This window comes from Methanoregula boonei 6A8 (assembly GCF_000017625.1).
Classification (GTDB): domain Archaea; phylum Halobacteriota; class Methanomicrobia; order Methanomicrobiales; family Methanospirillaceae; genus Methanoregula; species Methanoregula boonei.
Genome location: NC_009712.1, coordinates 537,252 through 559,155, shown reverse-complemented (window position 1 = coordinate 559,155; position 21,904 = coordinate 537,252). Strand labels below are relative to the sequence as shown.

Genomic DNA, 21,904 nt, shown 5'->3' with positions numbered 1-21,904 from the left:
GAATGATGGTTGAAAAGAAGAAAACTACTGCTAAAAAGACCGAAACCAAGAAGCAGGATACCAAAAAGGAGGCTCCCGTGAAACAGGAAGTCAAGAAGCAGGCTCCCGCACCGGCAGCAGCTGCCAGTGCACCAGCGGCAGCAGGCTCAACCACAAAGCAGGAGGCCCGGATCGGTGTTTTCATCTGCCACTGCGGTACCAACATTGCCGGGTCAATGGATATTCCGGCAGTCGAGGAATATGCCAAGACCATCCCCAATGTGGCCTATGTTGACAATTATAAGTACATGTGCTCAATGCCCGGGCAGACCGTCATCAGTAAGGCAGTCCATGAACACAAGCTGACCGGCGTCGTTGTCGCTGCATGCACCCCGCGTCTCCACGAGCCGACCTTCCGGACGGCAACCAAGGATGCAGGCTTAAACCCCTTCCGGTTCGAGATGGCCAACATCCGTGACCAGAACTCATGGGTGCACATGCACGACCGTGAGGGTTCCACCGAAAAGGCAAAGGACGCAGTCCGTATTGCTGTTGCAAAGGCTGCACTCCTCCAGGATCTCTACCCGAAGTCCGTGCCGGTCGAGAAGACCGCGATGGTCGTCGGCGCCGGTGTCGGCGGTATGCAGGCAGCCCTTGACCTTGCGGCAGCAGGGATCAAGACCTACCTCATCGAATCCGATATGAGTATCGGCGGGCGCATGTCCCAGCTCGATAAGACCTTCCCGACACTCGACTGCTCGCAGTGTATCTTAACCCCGAAAATGGTGGATGTCGGCAGGAGCGACAAGATCGAGCTCATGACCTGGTCTGAAGTCCACGAAGTCGAAGGGTACATCGGCAACTTCGATGTCACCATCAGAAAGAAGGCCCGTGGCGTGATGACCCCCAAGGAAGCGGAAGCCAGGGGTATTGTGGGCGGCGGCTGCAACGGCTGCGGTGACTGTGATACAGTCTGCCCGGTAGTCAAGCCCAACGAGTTTGAAATCGGCATGAAGCCGAGAAAAGCGATCTACATCAACCACCCGCAGGTCGTCCCTCTGATCTACACGATCGACTTCAATACGTGTGTCAAATGCGGCCTCTGCGTGACCGCGTGCGGTCCCGAGAAGCGTGCCATTGACCTCGAGATGAAAGACGAGTTTATCAAGGTCAAGGTCGGAACGGTCATCCTCGCTACCGGGTACGATATCTTCCCCATCGAGAAGAAAGAAGAATGGGGATACAAGCGGTACGAGAACGTTATCACCAGCCTTGAGTTCGAGCGCCTTATCTGCGCATCCGGCCCGACCGGCGGCCACCTTGTCCGCCCGAGCGATGGCGAGACCCCTAAACGGATCGCCTTTGTACTCTGTGCAGGGTCGCGTGACAACACGGGTATCGGCAAGCCGTACTGTTCCCGGTTCTGCTGCATGTACTCACTGAAGCACGCCCACCAGATCACTGAAAAGATCCCCGGCGCGATTCCCTACATCTTCTACATGGATATCCGGTCATTCGGTAAGATGTACGAAGAGTTCTACTACCGCATCCAGGACGAAGGCGCGAAGTTCATCCGCGGCCGTGTGGCAAACATCCTTGAGGATCCCAAAACCAAGAACCTGCACGTCTACGCGGACGACACCCTGCTCGACCGCCCGGTCGACATGGAAGTCGATCTCGTCGTGCTCGCAGCAGCAATCCAGCCCAAAGAAGACACCAACCGGACCAGGAAACTCTTCGGTGTCTCCTGTTCCATGGACGGATGGCTGCTTGAAGCCCACCCGAAACTCAACCCCTGCGGAACCACCACCGCCGGTGTCTTCCTCGCCGGTGTCTGCCAGGGCCCCAAGGATATCCCTGACACGGTAGCACAGGCAGAAGGTGCGGCGTCGGCTGCAAGTATCCCGATCCACATGGGAGAAGTCGAACTCGAGCCGTACTTTGCCATGTGTATCGAAGAGAAGTGCGCAGGCTGCGGCATGTGCGTGAATCTCTGCCCGTACAGTGCCCTTTCTCTTGTCGAGAAGGACGGGAGAACCGTCATGCAGGTCACCGAGGCCAAATGCAAGGGTTGCGGTACCTGTGGAGGGTTCTGCCCCGGTGGGGCCATCTGGATGCAGCACTTTACCACCCCGCAGATCGTTGCACAGATCGATGCATTCCTGCTCGGAGGTGAGCAGTAAATGTCTGCACCAGGAGATTTCCCTATCCCCAAGCGTGGGCCCGGTTTCTGGCAGCCCAAGATCCTCGGCATGGTCTGTAACTGGTGCTCCTATGCAGGAGCAGATCTTGCCGGTGGGGGGCGTATCCAGTACCCGCCCGATGTACGTATCATCCGTGTGATGTGCACTGGACGGTTCGATGCACTCTTTGTCCTCAAGGCATTTGCCGATGGGGCAGACGGTGTTCTCATATCCGGATGCCACTTCGGGGACTGCCACTACCTTGAAGGCAACTACAAGGCAGCAAAGAGAATGTTCATGGTCAAGAGGCTGATGAAGAGCATCGGCCTTGACGACCGCCGGTTCCGTATGACCTTTGTCTCTGCATCGGAAGGTGCAAAATGGGGAAAGGTTATCACCGACGTCGTAAAGACGATCAATGAGCTCGGTCCGAGCCCGATTACGGAAAACCAGCAATAATCCCCAACAGCCTTTGCAAAACCCTGTCAACACCCAATATTTTTTATAAGAAGCGCACCGGAAAACAGGTGCATTTTTTTGTTTTTATGCGATGAAGTGATACATTTTCTGATTTTAGTAATACTGCGTAAAAAAAGGAAAGCCCAGATATATGTAATATTTGAACATTCCTTCCATTTTATGTAATATTGTTGAATTTCTATAAAATAATCCTCGGAGATAAAAGCGGAATACTTATAAGCCGAAATTGGGAATTAATCAATGTCCCAATTTAGGGGACGTGCAATAGCGACTCTCATTCATTATCAGTGACTCCTGTTAGTGACTACCAGCGTTCAGATACTGTACGGTACAGCAATTACAATCCTATTTGGAGGAATTAAACATGGCAAAATACAAGGATACGATTGACCTCTACGACGATGAGGGTAAGCTCTTAAAGAGCAACGTCACGATCGATAAGATCAGCCCGCTGACCAACAAGGGAGCGCTTGAGCTTATCGACCTCACCAAGAGGACCGTGGCAGTCAACCTCGGCGGTATCGAGGAAGCACTCAAGACCGGAAAGATGGGCGGCAAGTCCAACCAGATTCTCGGCCGTGGCCTGAACTACAGCATTGTCAAGGATGCCGACGCAATTTCAGCCAAGATCAAGGACATGATCCAGGTCACCGACGGTGACAACACCAAGATCACCAAGATCGGCGGCGGAAAGATGCTTCTCGTTGAAGTCCCGTCTTCACGTATCAACGCATCAGCAACCTACGATGCAACCTCGACCTCTGTGGCATCCGCAACCACCTACGCACTGATTGACCAGTACAAGGTCAACATGTTCGATGGTTCCTATGTCAAGGGTGCAGTCTGGGGTACCTACCCGCAGACCATGGACATGCAGGGCGGCAACGTCGTTTCTATCCTGTCCATCCCCCAGAACAACGAAGGTCTCGGCTATGCACTCCGTAACATCCCGGCCAACCACGCGGTCATGATGACCCACCGGAATGCAATGCAGGGTGCAGCACTTTCGGCTACCTTTGAGCAGGCCGGAGAGTTCGAGATGGGCGCAGCAATCGGCCCGTTCGAGCGTGCACAGCTCCTGCTCTACGCATACCAGGGCTTAAACGCAAACAACATCGTCTACGACCTCGTCAAGAAGAACGGCAAGACCGGTACCATCGGTACTGTCGTGCAGAGCCTCGTCGAGCGTGCCATTGAGGACAAGGTCATCAAGGCAGGCAAGAAGGGCAAGAGCGGCTATATCTTCTACGACACCAAGGACCCGATGCTGTGGAACGCCTACGCCTCGGCAGGTACCCTTGCCGCAACCATGGTCAACTGTGGTGCGGGACGGTTTGCCCAGGCAGTATCCGCAACCCTGCTCTACTTCAACGACCTGCTCGAGCACGAGACCGGCCTGCCCGGCTCTGACTTCGGCCGTGCAATGGGTGTAGCAGTCGGATTCTCATTCTTCAGCCACTCGATCTACGGCGGTGGCGGCCCCGGTGGATTCAACGGTAACCACGTCGTTACCCGTCACGCAGCCGGTGTCGGTATGCCCTGTATCGTCGCAGCATGCGCCCTTGATGCAGGCACCCAGATGTTTGGCCCCGAGGCCACATCCAAGGTCTACCAGGACACATTCGGTCAGATTGACGCGTTCAAGAGACCGATTCAGACCATCGCAAAGGGTGTATAACCCTCATTTTGATGTAAATGACAGAAGCCACGTTCCCCCAGTGCCGGATCGTTACAGAACGGCTGCTTAATCCCGAGACTACCGAGCTCCTGCTTAACAGGCTGGTCGATATCCCCGGTATCCGGCGCATGGTCCTTAACGGACCCCGCCTCCCGGCTATCGTTACGTATGGCCCTGCAAAAGGAATGCCCAATCCTCATTCGATGAGGAGAGCAATCCACGTAGGCGACCAGGATATGGATCTCCAGGTTCATGTAGGCACGGTGCTTCTCGAGGTGGAGAGCCGCGATGTTATCCCGGCACTGAAGGCCGCATGCGAAGAGGTCTTTACCCATTTTGCCTTCCGTATTCAGGAAGGGAAATACATGAAGACCGAGCCCTCGCTTGTAGATTACTGCAAGTACGGGCCGGATGCGGATAAATCAGTCCTCGGGCTTGCTGATCCAAGCAGCAAGTCCAGGCCCACTATCATTCAGGGAATCAAATAATGCCGATAGGACGCGTAACCCAGGTTGTTGACTGCCGCGAGGCGATGGGCATGGGAAAAGGAGGCGGGCTCGCCCAGAGGGGCACCATCTCCGAATGCCGGTACCCGGACGTGATCGTGGTCGGGATGTCCCCAGGACGCCGCCACGTCACCAAGCCGGTGTGCGACATCACCTCGGGGCTGCGGCAGCAGGGCGTCGAATACAGTATCAGCACGCTCGTGCTGAACGCCGGCAGTGGCGTCCCCCCGGACGCCCCCAATATTGCCGGCGGGGTTATCGGCGCATATTTTGGGCTTACCGATAAGGAAATTGTGCAGATTGAGAGACACAAGGTTGCCATACTTCACCATGGGAACGTCCGATCCCATGTTGTCGCCAAGGTCCGATACGTTCTTGAGGCCTGTGACGTGAAGGCGATTGTCGTTTCCCAGTCCCCGATTGATTACGAGGATCTCGCAAAAGAGGGCGTGAAGACTGCGATGGTCATGCCGCCGGCCGACAAGATCCGTACCAAAGGTACGGTGATGGCGATCATCAGCGGCGTAACCCGGGGTCAGACCCCGACGCGAGAGAAAATGGCGGAAGTCATTTCATCGGTCATGAGAATCGTGAAAAAGAAGGAACCAACATTGGAGTGATTAGACAATGGCATACAAACCCCAGTATTGTCCCGGCCAGACGCAGGTCGCCGAGAACCGGCGCAAGCAGCTGGACCCCAACCACAAGCTGGAAAAGATTCGCGATGTAACCGACAAGGACCTCGTCCTTATCATGGGACACCGTGCACCCGGCTCAGCCTACAGGGCTGTCCACCCGCCCCTGTCCGAGCAGCAGGAACCTGCCTGCCCGATCCGCAAGATCGTGACCCCGACCGACGGCGCAAAGGCCGGCGACCGCGTCCGCTACATCCAGTTCTCCGACTCGATGTACAACGCACCCTGCCAGCCGTACCAGAGGTCCTGGCTCGAGTCCTACCGCTACCGTGGTATCGACCCGGGTACCCTTTCCGGCCGTCAGATCATCGAGTGCCGTGAGAGAGACCTTGAGAAGTACGCAAAAGAACTCGTCAACACCGAGCTCTTCGACCCGGCACTTACCGGCGTCCGCGGCTGCACCGTGCACGGGCACTCCCTCCGTCTCGATGAGAACGGACTCATGTTCGATATGCTCCAGCGCTGCATCCTCGACAAGAAGAGCGGCGTGATCAAGTACGTCAAGGACCAGGTCGGCGTTCCCCTTGACTCCGAAGTCAAGGTCGGCAAGGCACAGGACGAGAAGTGGCTCAAGAGCCACACCACGATGTACCACTCGCTTGTCGGTACCGGCTTCCGCGACGATGCGGAGTATGTTGAATACATTCAGCGCATCCACGCGCTGAGGGTAAAATACGGCTTCATGCCAAAGGAGTGATAAGACATGGCAAAGGCAAAAATCGAGAGAACCCAGAAGCTCTTCCTGAAGGCAATGAAGGAGAAGTTTGCAGAAGACCCCCAGGCAACCTCAACCGTGTTTGCCCGTGCAGGTCTCGAGCAGTCCCCGCGCAAGATGGAGTTCTTAAAAGAAGGCCAGAAAGTCGCTCTGGACCGCGGCATCTCCATGTACGACCCCAAGCGCTGCCACTGCGGTGGTATCCCGCTCGGTCAGCGCCAGCTCATGACCTACGAGGTCAGCGGCACCGGCGTCTTTGTTGAGGGCGATGACCTTCACTTCGTCAACAACGCTGCCATGCAGCAGATGTGGGACGACATCCGCCGGACCATCATCGTCAGCCTTGACCTTGCTCACGGAACCCTCCAGAAGCGCCTGGGCAAGGAAGTTACCCCTGAAACCATTAACGAGTACCTCCACGTGCTCAACCATGCAATGCCCGGCGCAGCCGTCGTGCAGGAACACATGGTCGAGACCCACCCGGCACTCGTCGATGACTGCTACGTCAAGATCTTCACTGGCGACGACGAAATGGCCGACGACATCGAGCCCCAGTTCGTCTTAAACCTCGACAAGCTCTTCCCGGCAAAGCAGGCAGCAGCCCTCAAGGCAGCAGTCGGCAAGTCCATGTGGCAGGCTGTCCACATCCCGACCACGGTCTCCAGGACCTGCGATGGCGGAACGACCTCCCGGTGGTCCGCAATGCAGATCGGTATGTCCTTTATCGGTGCGTACAAGATGTGCGCCGGTGAGGCAGCAGTTTCCGACCTTGCATTCGCCGCAAAGCACGCCGGTGTCATCCAGATGGCAGACATCCTGCCGGCCCGCCGTGCCCGTGGCCCGAACGAGCCAGGTGGCATCAAGTTCGGTCACTTCGGTGACATGATCCAGGCCGACCGCAAGTACCCCAACGACCCCGTCAAGGCAACCCTTGAGGTCGTCGGTGCTGGTGCGATGCTCTTCGACCAGATCTGGCTGGGCAGCTACATGTCCGGCGGTGTCGGATTCACCCAGTATGCAACCGCTGCATACACCGACAACATCCTTGACGACTACTGCTACTACGGTCTTGACTATGTCAAGAAGAACCACGGCGGTCTCGGCAAGGCAAAACTGACCCAGGAAGCAGTCAGCGACATTGCATCCGAAGTCACGCTCTACGGTATGGAGCAGTACGAGCAGTACCCGACTGCACTCGAGGACCACTTCGGCGGTTCCCAGCGTGCATCCGTCCTTGCAGCAGCATCCGGTATCTCCGCCTCGCTTGGTACCTTCAACTCCAATGCAGGTCTCAATGCCTGGTATCAGTCCATGCTCCTGCACAAGGAAGGCTGGTCACGTCTCGGCTTCTTCGGCTACGACCTGCAGGACCAGTGCGGTTCCGCGAACTGTATGTCCGTCCGGCCCGACGAGGGCTGCCTGGGCGAACTCCGTGGCCCGAACTACCCGAACTACGCAATGAACGTCGGACACCAGGGAGAGTACGCAGCCATTGCATCCGCCGCCCACTACGGACGCCAGGACGCATGGGTACTGTCCCCGCTCATGAAGATCACCTTCGCCGACCCGTCGCTCAAGTTCGACTTCTCCGAGCCGCGCCGCGAGTTTGCACGTGGTGCAATCCGCGAGTTTATGCCCGCTGGCGAGCGCTCGCTGATCATCCCCGCAAGGTAAGCACGATCGTCCCCAACCCAATTTTTTTTCTTTTTTGCATACTTCCAAAAAGAGGAGATTTCCTCAAGGAATACGAGTCTCACGGTTTTTACACGGTGCCTTTCCGTCACCTTTTTAGGGTTCTGCTCATATGGGTAATTACTCCGTTCGCAGGGAAGGAGGAGGAGGAGATGCGTTATGAGTTCCGAGAAAATAGCAGTTAATTACCACGAGGCTTCGGAGTCGCTTAAGAAGATCCTGAACCTGAAGGGATCGCCGGTTGCCATCCGGTTTGCACCCACCAAAGCCGATATCCCGGCCGGGATCCCGGCGCTGGACAAGACCATCCGGCACTGTTCCATGGTAAACATGGCCCGTATGGAGCAGAAGATCTTCTATGCCACCGCTGACCGGCATGACTGTAACGGGGGGGCGTGGTCCCTGGGATTAAAGGAGATCACGCCGACCCTTAAGAACGGTGAATTCTATTTTAAACTGGGTAAATTTGACAGTGATGCTGCCTGCAAGCGAACGATAGAGCGGATCCCGCACCTGGAGACCGGTGAGACCTATGCCACGCTCTATGCGCCGCTGGAAACAACGCCGTTTTCCCCGCAGGTGATCGTGATCGTGACAACGCCCCGGAACATGCTCAAGCTTGCGCAGAGCAGCCTTTTCCGTCTCGGGGGGCGGATCTGTGCAGAATTTGCCGGTATCCAGTCGGTCTGTGCAGATGCAACCGCATACCCATTTCTCTCGGGCCGGCCGAACTTCTCGCTGGGCTGCGACGGGTCCCGACGGTTCTCCGGCATCGGCGATGACGAACTGGTGATGGGATTCCCGGCCGAGATGCTGCCGGAGCTCGTCACCGCGCTGCCCATCGTTACCGGGGCTGCCGGTTCAAAATAACTTTTTTTATCAGGCAAAAAGGCCCCGGGTTACCGGGGGCAGGAAAGAGAACCCTTATCCCCTGCGGAAGGGAAAAAAGCATAATGAAAAACCCGTTCCACGTGATGATCATCCCGACGCTGGGCTGCCCCTCGAAGTGCAAGTACTGCTGGAGTTCCGAGGAGGGATCGCCAATCATGAGCGTGGAGACGGTTCATGAGATCGTGGTATGGCTCCAGGATATCCCCCGGGATCGGGTAACCTTTACCTTCCACGGGGGGGAGCCGCTCCTTGCCGGGGCAGATTTTTACCGCCAGGCACTGCCTCTCCTCGCCGACGGCCTTGCCCAGATGCACCCGGAGTTTGCGATGCAGACCAATCTCTGGCGCATGACCCCGGAGATCGCTGATGCCCTCGCAGCTTACCGGGTGCCAATCGGGTCGAGCATCGACGGGCCCGAGGCGATCACCGATTCCCAGCGGGGGGACGGGTACTACCAGAAGACGATGAAGGGGTACGGGATCGCAAAGGCCCACGGTCTCGATGTGCGGTTCATCTGCACGTTCACGAACAAGTCGGTGAAGAATAAGGAAGAGATCTTCCAATTCTTCCTCGACAAGGGCTTCACCCTGAAGCTGCACCCGGCGCTTCCCTCGATCCGGTCGGAGAACCCGAAGGAGTGGGCGCTGGAACCTTCCGAGTACGGCGAACTCCTCGTGTACCTCCTCGACCAGGCGCTCGACCACATGGGTGAGATTGAGGTAATGAACATTAACGATCTCTGCCGGTGCGTTTTTGTCCGCCGGGGAAGCGTCTGCACGTACGTGGACTGCATGGGGAGCACGTTTGCCATCGGACCCGACGGAAGCATCTACCCCTGCTACCGGTTTGTCGGGATGCCGGAGTACGTGATGGGAAATGTTGCAGACCGCCCGTCTCTGGAAACCCTGATGGAATCTCCTGCGGGAAAACTGATGCTTGCGTTCAAGGACTACGTTGATACGGCCTGCGCAGAATGCAAACATATCAAGTACTGCCGGGGCGGGTGCCCGTACAACGCGATGGCCCCGACACCGGGCAGGATCGAGGGCGTGGACCCGCACTGCACGGCGTATACGCGGATATTCGACGAGATCGGCGACCGGCTCAACAGGGAGATGTTTGCCGCACCACCCATGGAGATGGGCGGATTCGGGATGCCATCCGTGCAGAAGCCGGCGAAAAAGGAAAAACCCGGCGTGATGACGCTGATGCGCAGGAACGCAATGCGGTAACACCCGGGAAATGATCTGTGTCTTCCCGGAGACGGAGATCCCCACGTGAAAACGGATAAGAATCTGCTCCAACGAGAAATGCCGGATAAAAATGAGAAAATGATGGGAGGTTATGCACTCTTCTTTGAGTCCTTGGGGGCAGCCTTGTCATTTGCCGACACATTTTTCGCGGCGGCTGCCTTGTTGAGTTTCTTTGACGTAGTAATCACTTCCTTTTATCGTTTTTTGTGGTATGTGCCACATTCTCTTGTTCTCTTAATACCGGGATATACGCTTTGTTCTCGTGCAGGAAATCCGGGCGTATTATGCGCGGATTTTTGCAACCGGGACGCGGATAGCACACCGGGCAAAATCTCCCCGTTTCAGTCCGAACCCATAGGCGGGTAGCTGTCGGAATAGAGCCAGCGGGCAAAGAGCCGGGTGGCAAGCGGCATTACACCCCAGGTGAGGATGATCACAAGGAGGGTGATAAAAACCACTTTCTGGACCAGGAATGGCTGGTTATCGAGAAACGGGTCGGTGACAAGGGTGATGATGATCGAGACCGGCAGGGCGGCAATCCAGGTGACAACGGCCTGGCGGGCCTTTGTCGGCGGCCTGAGAACGTTCTGGCCGGGGAGCGTAAACCAGGTCTCAAGGCCGGAGAGTTCCTCTGTATGGGGCGGGGCGATCGTGAGTGTCTTTTCTGTCTCCAGCCATGCACGGTATATCGGCGTCGCATGCCATGCATCGAGTGCATCCCGGGACGCAAACTTGTAGACCAGCCGGTATATCCCGTCATGATACTCTCCCGGCCGGAAGATCGTGATTCCGAGGTTCGCCGGGATTGATGTGAATGCGCCCATGTATTTTCTGAGTTCTGCTTCAAACTGCGGTTCGCAGCCTGCCTTTACGTAGTGGATACGTACTACCGTGACCGGTTCGTTGGAAGATGCTGCCAGTCTCCTCACCTTTATCGGGATATTCCGGCGAGGTTCCCATAAACCTACCGAAAAACTCCCATAATTCCAGGAGGATGAGACCGAAGACGGGTGAGCCCCGGGGAATGCTCTTTTGGGGGAGAAACGGATCGGGCCAAAAAAGAGGAGAGTAAACCCCGAGAGAATTATTCAATCGGCGTCCAGATACCAATCAGGTTCCCTTCGGTATCGAGGATCATCGCGGTCAGCCCAACACCCGGGATCTCGGATACCGGCATCATGATCTTCCCGCCCAGCATCTCCACCTTCGAGACAACGCCTTCGATATCCTCAACCCTGACAAACGAGAGGATCGGTTCCTTCTGGTGCCGTTTGTACAACCCTCCGGTGTTGAGGGCACCGGGCTCCACCGGGCCGGTCGTTATCTCATGGTACTGCATCGCGGCTATCCCGCCGGGGTCACGAGAGGGAACAACCGGGTCGATCTTCCAGTTCAGGAGGGCGGCGTAGAACCGTTTTGCCCGGTCCACATCGTCAGCCGGGATCATGAAGTGCGTGAGGTTTGGCATGAAAATGCGTGGGGAGCGGAAGGTAATGAGTGCAACGGTTTCTGCAAGGGAAAACGGCCGGCCGGGAAAGGGTTACAAACTGTTTCCAGAATCGCTATAAACCATATAGAGGTGTACACAAAAAAGGTCAATATCGGAAGGGCAGGCCCCGGGCCACGGGAAAAGAGGGAGACCGCACAGGTGCCAAAGATCACAGGGGGGGGAGGGGGTGGGGGGTACCCCCTCCCCCTGATCCGGAAAAAACCGGGGCACCCACCCCCCTTCAAATACAAAAAACGGGCAATCCGGATTTTCCAAAATAATCCGAATATTTCCCATTCACGACGAAGATTCCACGCGAAATAGATGTCGCGGCCGTGCAAAACAGGTGCCGTTTTTCGGAAACTAATGGGAGGGGGGTGCCCCCCTCCCACCCCCCTTGTGTGATCATAGTGGGGAGATACCCCATTTCCCTGGTGAAACAAAATTAAAATGAGGGGATGCCAAAATCGATTTAGACATTCAGGATCTGTCAGTATTACCTATGAAGAAAGCCCAAAAACAAATAATAATGATTAAATACTATTTGTTTAGAATTCAATAAAAAGAGACTGTATACAATGGTTTTAGCAATTGATAAAACAAGGATATTTCCAGATGATAAAATACGAATTATTTTGAAATATGCCTTTGAAGAGCGCAAGAATACTCATTTCACATTTAATGATGAAAAATTGCATACTATCATCTATAAAGCAAAACAAGTGCACCCTGAATTATTTGAAGAATTTAATTTTAGAATGAATGGTACTTATCCATATTCTCAACTACTTGAGAGGATTATCCATAGAGCAAAAATCTCCAGAGTTATAAAAACGGAAAATCCAGATTTTTCTGAGATTCAAATTAGAGAAAACTCGAAAAACTACGTTGAACAAAATCTTCAACCAAAAATCGATTCGACGGATCTTTCAATTCTCAAAGATCTTGGCCATCAATTATCTTCATGATCTTTTATGACTTTACTTGATGAAGTCAATACATTAGTAAATAAGACCTATAACTCCATTGCAGTTCCAAACATTATAGAATCCAAAGTGGTTCATTTTGCAAAAACGGGAACACATCAATTCGAAAATTACGAAATCGCGATAATCGATACACCAATTGTACAACGATTGAGATATATTTCACAATTGGGATTAGCTTACAGCGTATTCCCAACAGCGCGCCATACTCGATTTGAACATTCTTTAGGCGTATCAATAATGGTAGATAAAATGTTCAAATCACTTGAAGAGAATCATCAATTAGAGCATATACGAGATCGCAATATTAGGAAAAACAATTATATTGAACTCCGAATTGCGGGGTTATTACATGATATTGGGCATGGTCCATTCTCCCATGTTTCTGAGATAATAATGAGCGAATATGAACCGATAGAGAAAGAAGCAATTAAAGAAGGTTGCAAACCACACGAATTATTAGCATATAAAATGTTACAGACCGAAAAATTTCAAAATTTTTTTGCGGAATTAAACAAACATTACAAAATTGATATCTCACCAAGTAATATTGCAAATTATATCATTGGAAAAGTAGATAATCCAAAGGATGATCAATATTTGGCGGATTTAATTAACGGCCAATGTGACGCAGATAAATTAGATTACATTGCAAGAGATAGTAACTTTACAGGGGTTAAATTAGCCCTTGGAATAGATCGTTTATTACTGTCGTTAGGGGTAGACAAAATTTCTTGTTTTGATGGTATGAAAAGAAAATTAATCGTAAACGAAAAAGGGCTGATGCCATTAGAACAAATTCTAATTGCAAAAATTATGTTAAATTATTCAATATATCTTCATCAAAAAGTTCGGGCTATTGACTATATGATCATTCCCTTATTACGGAAAATTGTTAGAGAGAAAAAGGAAATTTCTGGCCATACTATAAAATCACCATTAGATTTTTTGTTAATTGATGATTATGACATTTTGAATTTTGCATCAAGCGATACTGAAACTTCAAATTTATGTAAATCTATCAAAATGAGAAAAATTTTTAAACGGTCTCTGGTAATATCTCCCAAAACGATTGATAGAAAAAGAACAGATAATTTCCAAGATCTATTTTTAGATTTGATAAAATATTCCGAAAAGCCGCAAGATATGTTAAATTTAAACCAAAATTTGATTGAAAGAATAGGAGAGAATTGTACTCAGTTTGATGTTGCAATAGATTTACCAAAAACTCCAAAATTGGGGGAGTTAGATCAAAAAATAATAAAACTTCATGATGGCTTTGTCGCTGTTAGCGAAGATATAAAAACTGGATGGTTAGAATCGTATCTTGCCAATAAATGGAAGGGCCATATTTTTTCTAATGAAAAATATCGACAACGTGCACAGGATAAAGGGATAGAACTGTTTGAAGAGGAGTTCGGTTTAAAATTTAACGAATTTGCAACAAAAGATGCAAAAATTACATTTGAATATAAAAAAGATTCACGCGATTTATCTGATTTTGGAATAGGATTGTAGATTGAAAATTGAATACTAAAGAGACTATTACAGATCTATTTTAATTTCCCCAATCCCTCCCCTTTTACACTCTCCGCACACCAAACCGCCCGGATCCTCAAATCTGCCATTTTCCTGCCCCGGATCCAAAGCCTTTCGCAAGCATATATGCTAAGACTGCTCATAATTCCGTGTCAAAGGGCGCCCGAGACAAACAGGAAGAAAAGAACCAAAAAAGGAGGTGAAACAACCATGGCCGACTTTGTACAGAACCACAGCGTGAAATGTGCCATCCGGATGCTGGCCGGGCCCATCCCGGACATCGGCGTCTTAAACGCCATTGTCCAGTCCGTCATCGTGCATAACCCGTTCGGCTGCTCCGCATACATGACGCGGAACGGACACCAGGCGCCCGTAAAAAAAGTCCGCGAGACCTACACGGCGCGGATCGCTTACCGGGACAGCACGGCAAAGACCGTTGGCGTTGCCTCAGAGACCTACAATACCGTTGCGGGATTCAACGACGGTGTCGTTGCGCTGCTCGCAAACACCGCCAACACCGCCGCCCATAAAGGGAACCCGGTCCGTACCCCGGACGCAGACAGCTATTCCGCAACACTCCGCTGCCACGACCCAACCGGGGAGATCTACTACGTCAACCTCTCCCGCCGGCAGGTCACCCTCTCGTCGTACGAAGACGAAAGGATCAGGACCCGGATCGAGAACTGGGCGGACAGCGTCCCGGCACTGGGATGATAGTACTCCCCGCCAGTCCACTAGAGATGAGGAGAACAAATGCACCTTTCCCGAAGAGTTACCGGCCCAGCCCGGACCGGGCCAATGCACTATCTAAATAAGTGCAACCCGCCCGGCCCTGCACTCCGGCTTCCCTGTCGAACTCTGCTTCGTCGGACTGAACAAGACTGCTTGCCCCCAAAACAACCTGTCTTTCATTAACGAAAGTTCACATGACCCAAAAATCCGTAATCTGCCCCCAATTTTATAATTCGGGCTTTAAATACCCCGATTTTCCCGAATGTGATTTCGAAACCTTTTAATCAAGATCTCACTAATTTTACCATGACCACAAAGAGTTTAAGAGTTTAACTCGATGTGCGTGGCATTGCATTTTGAATACTCTCGTGTAAAAATCACGCAGGGAGGAGGCTAAATGGTAGATAATATTGTATTTGGCATTGGAATTACTGCATTGGCAGGAGCCCTTGCCACCGTAGCCGGTTCCGCGGAAGACACTGAATCCAACATCGGGTCGCAGGGAGACCCGAACTCACAGGTTCAGCTCGCTCCGCAGATGGGATTCGTGCACCGTATCTTCAACAAGGCGGTTGCAGGCGAACCCCCAGCGTACGGCCTGTGGTGTGCTCTGGGAGCAGGACTTGCATGGGCGTTTCTCGCTATGCAGATCAACGCGGTCCTCGCGATTGTCCTGGGCTCTCTTCTTGCAGTCTTCGTTCAGGGAATCTATGCGACAACCGCATACCTGGGCAGGACAGCAAGCCTTTCCAAGTTTGGCCAGCCGGTCTACGTGGACATCTTAAAGTCCATGACAACGGTTGCCATGGCTCATGCTTTTGTAGCAGTTTTCTGTACCGTCACCATCTGTTACCTGATCAACGTCGCGCTGGGACACCCGTTCCCGCTGCCGCTGCTCGGGTTCATCTGGGGAATCACCCTCGGGGCAGCAGGGTCAGCAACAGGCAACCCGTACTACGGCAAGGAACGCCAGTACCAGAACCAGAAGTTCGGTGCCGGTGTCCCGATCTCAGCATCAGGAAATATCGTCCGGTATGCTGAAGCCGGAGAGCGCAACTCAATCGACAACGGGTTCTTCACCGCAAAGTTTGGCGGCCCCGCATCGGGTCTCTGCTTTGGCCTGATCGTATTCCTCGAACTCTGGCGTACCATCCTCTTTGACAAGATCGGAGCAGGCTGGGGCGCAATCATCGTCGGTGTCCTGATCATCCTCGTCTTCACGGTCGTTGACCGGTACATCGAGGTCTGGGCACGCAAGAACTACGGTCCCTACACTGCACCCGTAAAGGAGGCAGCACCATGACCGCAGTAGCAGCAAAGCCGGCAGCAGGCTCGGCAATAAACCCCACCGCCATGGTGATCGGTATCGTCATGCTCATCATCCTGCTCGGGATCGCCTACGTGGTCTCACCGGGTCTCGGCCTCATGGCCCTGATCGGCGTGGTCATCGGCGGCGTCCTGATCGGATTCGGCGTCCACTTCGTGCCGGTCGGCGGCGCACCCGCAGCAATGGGCCAGGCACCCGGTATCGCAACCGGTGTCGCCATGCTCGCAGCAGGTGCAGGGCTTGCCGGACTCTTCGGAGGCGCCTGGGCAGCTGACCAGGGATTTGTCATCGCCATTATCACGGGCGGTGTCGGCGGCGGCATGATGATGGCCATCACCTGTATGATGGTCAACTTCGTGTACATCTTCGGCATGGGCATTCCCGCAGCTTCAGGCAAGGTATTAAAGGACCCGATCACCGGGGACTCCCAGCCTGAATACAAGTCGCAGGGTACCGAAGGCCATGGCCTGCCGTTCGTCTCCTTTGTCGGCGGCGTTCTCGGCGGCGTTCTCGGCGGTGCAGGCGGCACGCTCATCTATCTCGAGCTTCTCAGCCTGTACAAGGCAACGCTCCCGAACATCATGAGCATCTCCGCTGCACAGGCACTCCCGATCGCAGTTGCCACAGCAGGTATCTTTGCCATCGGCATGTTCCTTGTAAACTCGGTGCTGACCGCATACAACATCACCGGAACCATCGAGGGCCCGCACGACCCCAAGTTCAAGCGCTGGCCACGGTCGGTTGTTGCATCCGCGGTTGCATCGGCACTCTGCGGTCTTGTGGCGATCCTCATCGTCACGTTTTGAGGTGTTGAAATGACCGTAAAAGTTGAAGTAATCGAAGGAGGCGTCCCGCACAACAAGATCCTCATCGCAGGAGTCATCGCTACGCTTGTGTGCCTGTACCTCTCCTATCTCAATGTGCTCACCAACACCGAGATGTTCTCGTTCTTTGGCGGCCTTGCGGCAGTCGCAGCCCTCATCTGGGGAAGCCACACCATCAAGGTGCTGTGCAGCTACGGTATCGGTACCGGTGTTCCCTCGGCAGGTATGATTGCGTTCGGTTCCGGTGTCATAGCAATGCTCCTTGCAACCAAGTTCGGCGTTGCAGCACCCATCGTTGCACTCGTCCTTGCAGCGGTCATCGGGCTCATCCTTGGGTACCTCGCAAATGAGGTCCTCAACATGAAGATCCCGGCCATGATCCAGGCTCTTACCGAGCTTGCGATTGTCGGTGCTCTCACCATCATGGGCTTTGCCGTCCTTATCACCGGCAGCTTCACATTCACCGGCCTGACCACGGGATCCGTAACCCTGTTTGGCGCACTGTCCATGCCCAGCTACCAGCTCTCGTTTATTGGTGGCGGACTGACGGCAGTTGCATTCCTGCTCGGCTCAATTGCAATCCAGCACCCGTTCAACGCGTGCCTGGGACCCGGCTGGAAACAGGACCGGATGCTCATGCTCACCGCAGAATGCGGATTCCTCTCCATGATTGTGGCAGCTATCATGTCGTTTGCACTCGTCAGTGCCGGATCAGCGATCATATCCCTGATCATTGCACTCATCGGCTGGGTATACACCTACTGTGAGTACATCAGGCTCTCGAAGCGCGATGCATATGCATGGCTTGACTCAAAACCGATTCCGGACGTGGAGGGACACTAACATGGGATATGTTGTTGTTCTCCCGGAATTCGGCCTGGTTGCCGACCCGGTTGTCGGTATCGTGACAACCGCAGGCGAATCGCTCTCCCCGGTCCTTGACAAGGTAGCAATCCTTGAGGCCTCGGCAGACGATCTCGTCAACATGCTCTCAGGCGAAGGAAACTATGTTGCATCCTTCCCGGGACGTGAGAAGACACTTGCTATCGGCGGCAGCATCAACGCCTTCTGGTATGGTCTTGCCATCGGATTACTCGTTGCAGGAGTCATTGCATTCCAGCTGATCAAGGTGAGCTAAGATGGCAGACAAGAAATCACCGGCAAGCGGCTGGCCGCTTGTCAAAGGCGACTTCCACTCCGGGGACGCAAACAGCCCCGTTGCGGTTATCACCATGGGTTCCCACCTCGATGAACAGGGTATCTGCGATGCCGGCGCTGCGATGTGCGGTTCCTGTAAGACCGAGAACCTCGGCTTGGAAAAGGTCATCGCCAACTACATCGCCAACCCCAACATCAGGTTCGTGCTCCTCTGTGGTACCGAAGTCAAGGGCCACCTTTCGGCCCAGTCTCTCATAGCCCTCCACAAGGGCGGTGTCAAAGACGGAAGAATCGTCGGTGCCGAAGGCGCTATCCCCTTCATTGAAAATCTCAATGACGCGGCTATCAAGCGCTTCCAGGAGCAGGTTTCCATTGTCAATATCATGGAGACCGAGGACCTGAACGCCATCAAGGCCAAGATCAATGAACTCAAGGCCAAAGACCCCGGCGCGTTCGCCGCTGACCCCCTCGTTGTAGAGGTCAAGGAAGCAGCAGCCGGCGGTGGCGAAGAGGCAGGCGGGGAAGTCCGCCCGATCTCCGGCGAGATGGCACTCATTACCGCACGCATCAAGGTCATCGAGAAGATGGTCACTGACATCGGGTACCGCGACAGGTTTGCCGCTGGTGTCTATGCAGGGAAGATCGAGGGGCTTATGATCGGCCTGATCGTCTCGTTTGCCCTGATCGGATTCATGTGGGTGGGGTGAAAAAGATGGCAGAAGAAGAAAAATCTGCAGGACCAGTCAGGATGGTCGCAATCGACAATATGGTCGAGAACGTCCGCTATAAATCGCAGATCCTTGCACGAACCAACAAAGTCGAGTCGGCCAGTTCAACAAACGGCCTTATCGCATTTGTTGCGGGACTGCTCGTCGCGGTGATCCTGATCGTGGTGCCGGCGTTACTGATCTGAGGTGAAGACAAATGGCAGATAAGAAATCACCCGCAACTGGATGGCCGCTTGTCAAAGGCGACTTCCACTCCGGAGATGCAAACAGCCCAGTCGCTGTTATCACCATGGGATCCCACCTCGATGAACAGGGTATCTGCGATGCCGGCGCTGCGATGTGCGGTTCCTGTAAGACCGAGAATCTCGGCCTGGAAAAGGTCATCGCCAACTACATCGCCAACCCCAACATCAGGTTCGTGCTCCTCTGTGGTACCGAAGTCAAGGGCCACCTTTCGGCCCAGTCTCTTGTAGCCCTCCACAAGGGCGGTGTCAAAGACGGAAGAATCGTCGGTGCCGAAGGCGCTATCCCCTTCATTGAAAATCTCAATGACGCGGCTATCAAGCGCTTCCAGGAGCAGGTTTCCATTGTCAATATCATGGAGACCGAGGACCTGAACGCCATCAAGGCCAAGATCAATGAACTCAAGGCCAAAGACCCCGGCGCGTTCGCCGCTGACCCCCTCGTTGTAGAGGTCAAGGAAGCAGCAGCCGGCGGTGCTGAAGTCGCTGCAGCGGGGGCAAACCCCCAGTTCCTCGAGATCGAGAAGAGACTCGACAAGATCGAGAAGAGACTCGAGTTCGTGGATGCTGAAGTGGCACAGCGTGTTGGACGAAAGATCGGGAGAGATATCGGCATACTGTACGGCCTCGTCGCTGGACTTGTCGTATTTGTCATGCTGCTGTTCATGCTCCAGAAATTGATGGCATTGGTGTAATGAGGTGTAATAAACATGTTCAAGTTTGAGAAAGAACAGAAGGTCTGGGACTTCAACGGCACCAAAATTGGTGGCCAGCCTGGCGAATACCCGACCGTATTAGGTGCTTCGATCTTCTACAACAAGCAGGAGATTGTCCTTGACGACCACACGGGAAAGATCGACAAGGTAAAGGCAGAGGCACTCTGGAACCGCTGTCAGGAACTCTCTGATCTGACCGGTGTTCCGCATTTCATCCAGATCATTGCGGAATACGGAGAGGCATTCGAGAGCTATTTCAGCTGGTTCGACAGCATCGACAACAAGACTGCGTTCCTGATGGACTCGTCAGCCCCCAAGGCGCTCGCTCACGCATGCAAGTATGTGACCGAGGTCGGGCTTGCACACCGTGCGATCTACAACTCGATCAACGGTTCGATCCCGCCCGAGAACGTCGAGGCCTTAAAGAACAGTGACGTTGACGCAGCCATTGTGCTCGCGTTCAACCCCGGCGACCCGTCCGTTGCCGGCCGTGAAAAGGTGCTCACCGAAGGCGGTGTCGCAGGACAGACCAAGGGTATGCTCCAGATCGCAGAAGAGTGCGGTATCACCCGCCCGATCCTCGATACCGCAGCGACCCCGCTCGGTCTTGGCTCCGGTGGTTCCTACCGTGAGATCCTCGCCTGCAAAGCGATCCACGGCCTGCCAACCGGTGGTGCATACCACAACATGACGGTCTCCTGGACCTGGCTCAAGCGCTGGAAGGGAACAAGCAAGACTCCCTCAGTTCAGGCAGCAGGCTACAAGGGCAAGGATGCGCTCCTCGAACAGATGGGCCACCACTATATTGGCGGCATGGACGGTATGAGGCAGGCAGCCTGGTCCGCACCCGATATCGGCTGCAACATGATTGCAAGCACGCTCGGTGCCGACCTCATTATGTACGGACCTATCGAAAACGTCGAAGCAATGATCACCGCGCAGGCCTATACGGATATCACGGTCCTTGAGGCCACCCGCCAGCTCGGCGTTGAATGCAAATCAGAAAGCCACCCCATCTTTAAACTCATCTGAGTCCCGGACAACCGGGTATCAAACTTTTTTTTGCGGACGTTTTGGCGGAATGGAGTCTGTCAGAAGTGTGTTCGTATGCATAATTCAGGATTCGATCCGGTTGAAAACGCACTGGTCGTCTTCATTTGTCAGAATGTTTCCTGTTCTGATCAGATGCATCTCTTCTCCATTCATTGAAACAACATAACTGCTGTTACCCAGATACGTCCATATCCCGTTGTCGTAAATGGGAGGCATATCGCTGCCCACTGAAGTGTGGCTTTCCGCAAATGTCCCATCCGGATAAAATGTCCAGTTTTCCACCAAATTGGTACGGACCTGATCTTGGTCCGGATCCTGATCTTTGTCCTTATCCGGAGAATGGCTCGATGAGTTTAGTTGCCACACACCCACAATTATGTTTTTCTCTGTAGCATTCTGGGAGATTTGTGCAGGAGGACCGGTACTCATAAGCCGGGTCATGGCACCTGAGCCAAAAAGAAAAGATGCAATAGCAATGGCTAGAATAAGTGCAGAGATTGAAATCTGGATTTTATGGGTGGTCTCCATACTATCGTTGAGATGTTCACATCACAACATAAAGATAATTTACAATATTATTTTAATTTATTTTATCATTGAATAATAAATATTTTGTTTTGTGAATTAAGTTAATTAAAGAAATGCTGTAATAAAAATAAGCTGAATTTAAATATTTATAATTAAATTTCTCTTCATGTTTCAGCCAACCTGTCGTTTCTGAAACATATACCCGTTGTCTCAGTTATGACATCGGGAGAGTAGGTGAGGAAAACAATGGCTTCATGTATCTGTAACACATGCACGTCGTTTACCAATGGCGCGAAAACGGCAAATGAAAATTCCTATTGCTCGCATGGATCAAGCTTTCAGTTCTCTGTATCCAAGAATTGTAAATGTCCGACCTGCGATCTTGGGAAACAAGCAGGGGTATCTCACATGCAATTCTGCACGAAAGGCAGTGACAAATCCCAAAAATTTGATGACACACACAAATAATTTTTTGCCGGTTAACAACAATCTCCGGTAAATTATCGGTTT

At 53.2% G+C, this 21,904-nt stretch carries 24 protein-coding genes; 21 read left to right on the top strand and 3 right to left on the bottom strand.

Annotation, left to right across the window (positions count from 1 at the left end):
- The first annotated feature begins 2 nt into the window (after positions 1-2).
- The 9 genes from MBOO_RS03050 (at position 3) to MBOO_RS03010 (ending at position 10,051) form a co-directional block, all read left to right on the top strand.
- Positions 3-2,162, top strand: coding sequence for a 4Fe-4S dicluster domain-containing protein (locus MBOO_RS03050; protein ID WP_394295868.1), 2,160 nt, complete (start codon positions 3-5; stop codon positions 2,160-2,162).
- Positions 2,163-2,621 carry a hydrogenase iron-sulfur subunit gene (locus tag MBOO_RS03045; protein ID WP_012106126.1) on the top strand — a complete coding sequence of 153 codons (459 nt, stop codon included), beginning with the start codon at positions 2,163-2,165 and terminating at the stop codon, positions 2,619-2,621.
- A 385-nt stretch (positions 2,622-3,006) separates the two neighbouring features.
- On the top strand, positions 3,007-4,320 hold the full coding sequence (gene mcrB / locus MBOO_RS03040; RefSeq protein WP_012106125.1) for a coenzyme-B sulfoethylthiotransferase subunit beta: 1,314 nt from the start codon (positions 3,007-3,009) through the stop codon (positions 4,318-4,320).
- Positions 4,321-4,337: 17 nt separating this feature from the next.
- A complete protein-coding gene (gene mcrD, locus MBOO_RS03035; RefSeq protein ID WP_012106124.1) occupies positions 4,338-4,808 on the top strand; it encodes a methyl-coenzyme M reductase operon protein D in 471 nt (156 codons plus the stop codon).
- Entirely contained in the window at positions 4,808-5,446 is a 639-nt protein-coding gene (gene mcrC, locus MBOO_RS03030; protein ID WP_012106123.1) for a methyl-coenzyme M reductase I operon protein C, read from the top strand. The genes mcrD and mcrC overlap by 1 nt, the downstream gene beginning before the upstream one ends.
- A gap of 7 nt (positions 5,447-5,453) precedes the next feature.
- The gene (mcrG, locus tag MBOO_RS03025; protein WP_012106122.1) at positions 5,454-6,218 is read left to right on the top strand and encodes a coenzyme-B sulfoethylthiotransferase subunit gamma; all 765 of its coding nucleotides are present in this window, start codon (positions 5,454-5,456) and stop codon (positions 6,216-6,218) included.
- A gap of 6 nt (positions 6,219-6,224) precedes the next feature.
- Positions 6,225-7,910, top strand: a complete 1,686-nt coding sequence (gene mcrA, locus MBOO_RS03020; protein WP_012106121.1) for a coenzyme-B sulfoethylthiotransferase subunit alpha — start codon at positions 6,225-6,227, stop codon at positions 7,908-7,910.
- Between the two features lie 177 nt (positions 7,911-8,087).
- Positions 8,088-8,798 carry a DUF169 domain-containing protein gene (locus tag MBOO_RS03015; RefSeq protein WP_012106120.1) on the top strand — a complete coding sequence of 237 codons (711 nt, stop codon included), beginning with the start codon at positions 8,088-8,090 and terminating at the stop codon, positions 8,796-8,798.
- 83 nt (positions 8,799-8,881) lie between these two features.
- The gene (locus MBOO_RS03010) at positions 8,882-10,051 is read left to right on the top strand and encodes a TIGR04083 family peptide-modifying radical SAM enzyme (RefSeq protein WP_012106119.1); all 1,170 of its coding nucleotides are present in this window, start codon (positions 8,882-8,884) and stop codon (positions 10,049-10,051) included.
- 362 nt (positions 10,052-10,413) lie between these two features.
- On the opposite strand, the gene MBOO_RS03005 is transcribed toward MBOO_RS03010, so the two are convergent.
- Together MBOO_RS03005 and MBOO_RS03000 are read right to left on the bottom strand one after the other, a co-directional pair.
- Positions 10,414-11,001 carry an antibiotic biosynthesis monooxygenase gene (locus tag MBOO_RS03005; protein ID WP_012106118.1) on the bottom strand — a complete coding sequence of 196 codons (588 nt, stop codon included), beginning with the start codon at positions 10,999-11,001 and terminating at the stop codon, positions 10,414-10,416.
- A gap of 155 nt (positions 11,002-11,156) precedes the next feature.
- Positions 11,157-11,540, bottom strand: coding sequence for a VOC family protein (locus tag MBOO_RS03000; RefSeq protein ID WP_012106117.1), 384 nt, complete (start codon positions 11,538-11,540; stop codon positions 11,157-11,159).
- A 599-nt stretch (positions 11,541-12,139) separates the two neighbouring features.
- Between MBOO_RS03000 and MBOO_RS02990 the strand changes: the two genes are divergently transcribed.
- From MBOO_RS02990 to mtrH, 11 genes are all read left to right on the top strand, one after another.
- Positions 12,140-12,529, top strand: coding sequence for a hypothetical protein (locus tag MBOO_RS02990; RefSeq protein WP_012106115.1), 390 nt, complete (start codon positions 12,140-12,142; stop codon positions 12,527-12,529).
- 6 nt (positions 12,530-12,535) lie between these two features.
- Entirely contained in the window at positions 12,536-14,065 is a 1,530-nt protein-coding gene (locus tag MBOO_RS02985) for an HD domain-containing protein (RefSeq protein ID WP_012106114.1), read from the top strand.
- Between the two features lie 231 nt (positions 14,066-14,296).
- Positions 14,297-14,800: a hypothetical protein gene (locus MBOO_RS02980; protein ID WP_012106113.1), complete on the top strand. Its 504-nt coding sequence runs from the start codon at positions 14,297-14,299 to the stop codon at positions 14,798-14,800.
- 415 nt (positions 14,801-15,215) lie between these two features.
- Complete coding sequence (gene mtrE / locus MBOO_RS02975; protein WP_012106112.1) at positions 15,216-16,121, top strand: tetrahydromethanopterin S-methyltransferase subunit E; 906 nt, start codon at positions 15,216-15,218, stop codon at positions 16,119-16,121.
- Positions 16,118-16,951 carry a tetrahydromethanopterin S-methyltransferase subunit D gene (gene mtrD / locus MBOO_RS02970; protein ID WP_012106111.1) on the top strand — a complete coding sequence of 278 codons (834 nt, stop codon included), beginning with the start codon at positions 16,118-16,120 and terminating at the stop codon, positions 16,949-16,951. Before mtrE ends, mtrD begins: the two co-directional genes overlap by 4 nt.
- 9 nt (positions 16,952-16,960) lie before the next feature.
- Entirely contained in the window at positions 16,961-17,812 is an 852-nt protein-coding gene (mtrC, locus tag MBOO_RS02965; protein WP_012106110.1) for a tetrahydromethanopterin S-methyltransferase subunit MtrC, read from the top strand.
- Between the two features lies 1 nt (position 17,813).
- Positions 17,814-18,107, top strand: coding sequence for a tetrahydromethanopterin S-methyltransferase subunit MtrB (mtrB, locus tag MBOO_RS02960; protein WP_012106109.1), 294 nt, complete (start codon positions 17,814-17,816; stop codon positions 18,105-18,107).
- Between the two features lies 1 nt (position 18,108).
- On the top strand, positions 18,109-18,834 hold the full coding sequence (mtrA, locus tag MBOO_RS02955) for a tetrahydromethanopterin S-methyltransferase subunit A (RefSeq protein ID WP_012106108.1): 726 nt from the start codon (positions 18,109-18,111) through the stop codon (positions 18,832-18,834).
- A 5-nt stretch (positions 18,835-18,839) separates the two neighbouring features.
- Complete coding sequence (locus MBOO_RS02950) at positions 18,840-19,040, top strand: tetrahydromethanopterin S-methyltransferase subunit F (RefSeq protein WP_012106107.1); 201 nt, start codon at positions 18,840-18,842, stop codon at positions 19,038-19,040.
- 11 nt (positions 19,041-19,051) lie between these two features.
- Positions 19,052-19,792, top strand: coding sequence for a tetrahydromethanopterin S-methyltransferase subunit A (mtrA, locus tag MBOO_RS02945; RefSeq protein ID WP_012106106.1), 741 nt, complete (start codon positions 19,052-19,054; stop codon positions 19,790-19,792).
- A gap of 15 nt (positions 19,793-19,807) precedes the next feature.
- Positions 19,808-20,845, top strand: coding sequence for a tetrahydromethanopterin S-methyltransferase subunit H (gene mtrH, locus MBOO_RS02940; RefSeq protein WP_012106105.1), 1,038 nt, complete (start codon positions 19,808-19,810; stop codon positions 20,843-20,845).
- A gap of 84 nt (positions 20,846-20,929) precedes the next feature.
- Here the strand turns inward: mtrH and MBOO_RS02935 are convergent, their stop codons facing one another.
- Positions 20,930-21,394, bottom strand: a complete 465-nt coding sequence (locus MBOO_RS02935) for a hypothetical protein (protein ID WP_048068240.1) — start codon at positions 21,392-21,394, stop codon at positions 20,930-20,932.
- 246 nt (positions 21,395-21,640) lie between these two features.
- Here MBOO_RS02935 and MBOO_RS14250 point away from each other — a divergent pair, with 246 nt between their 5' ends.
- The gene (locus MBOO_RS14250) at positions 21,641-21,862 is read left to right on the top strand and encodes a DUF2769 domain-containing protein (RefSeq protein ID WP_083756167.1); all 222 of its coding nucleotides are present in this window, start codon (positions 21,641-21,643) and stop codon (positions 21,860-21,862) included.
- Positions 21,863-21,904 lie beyond the last annotated feature (42 nt).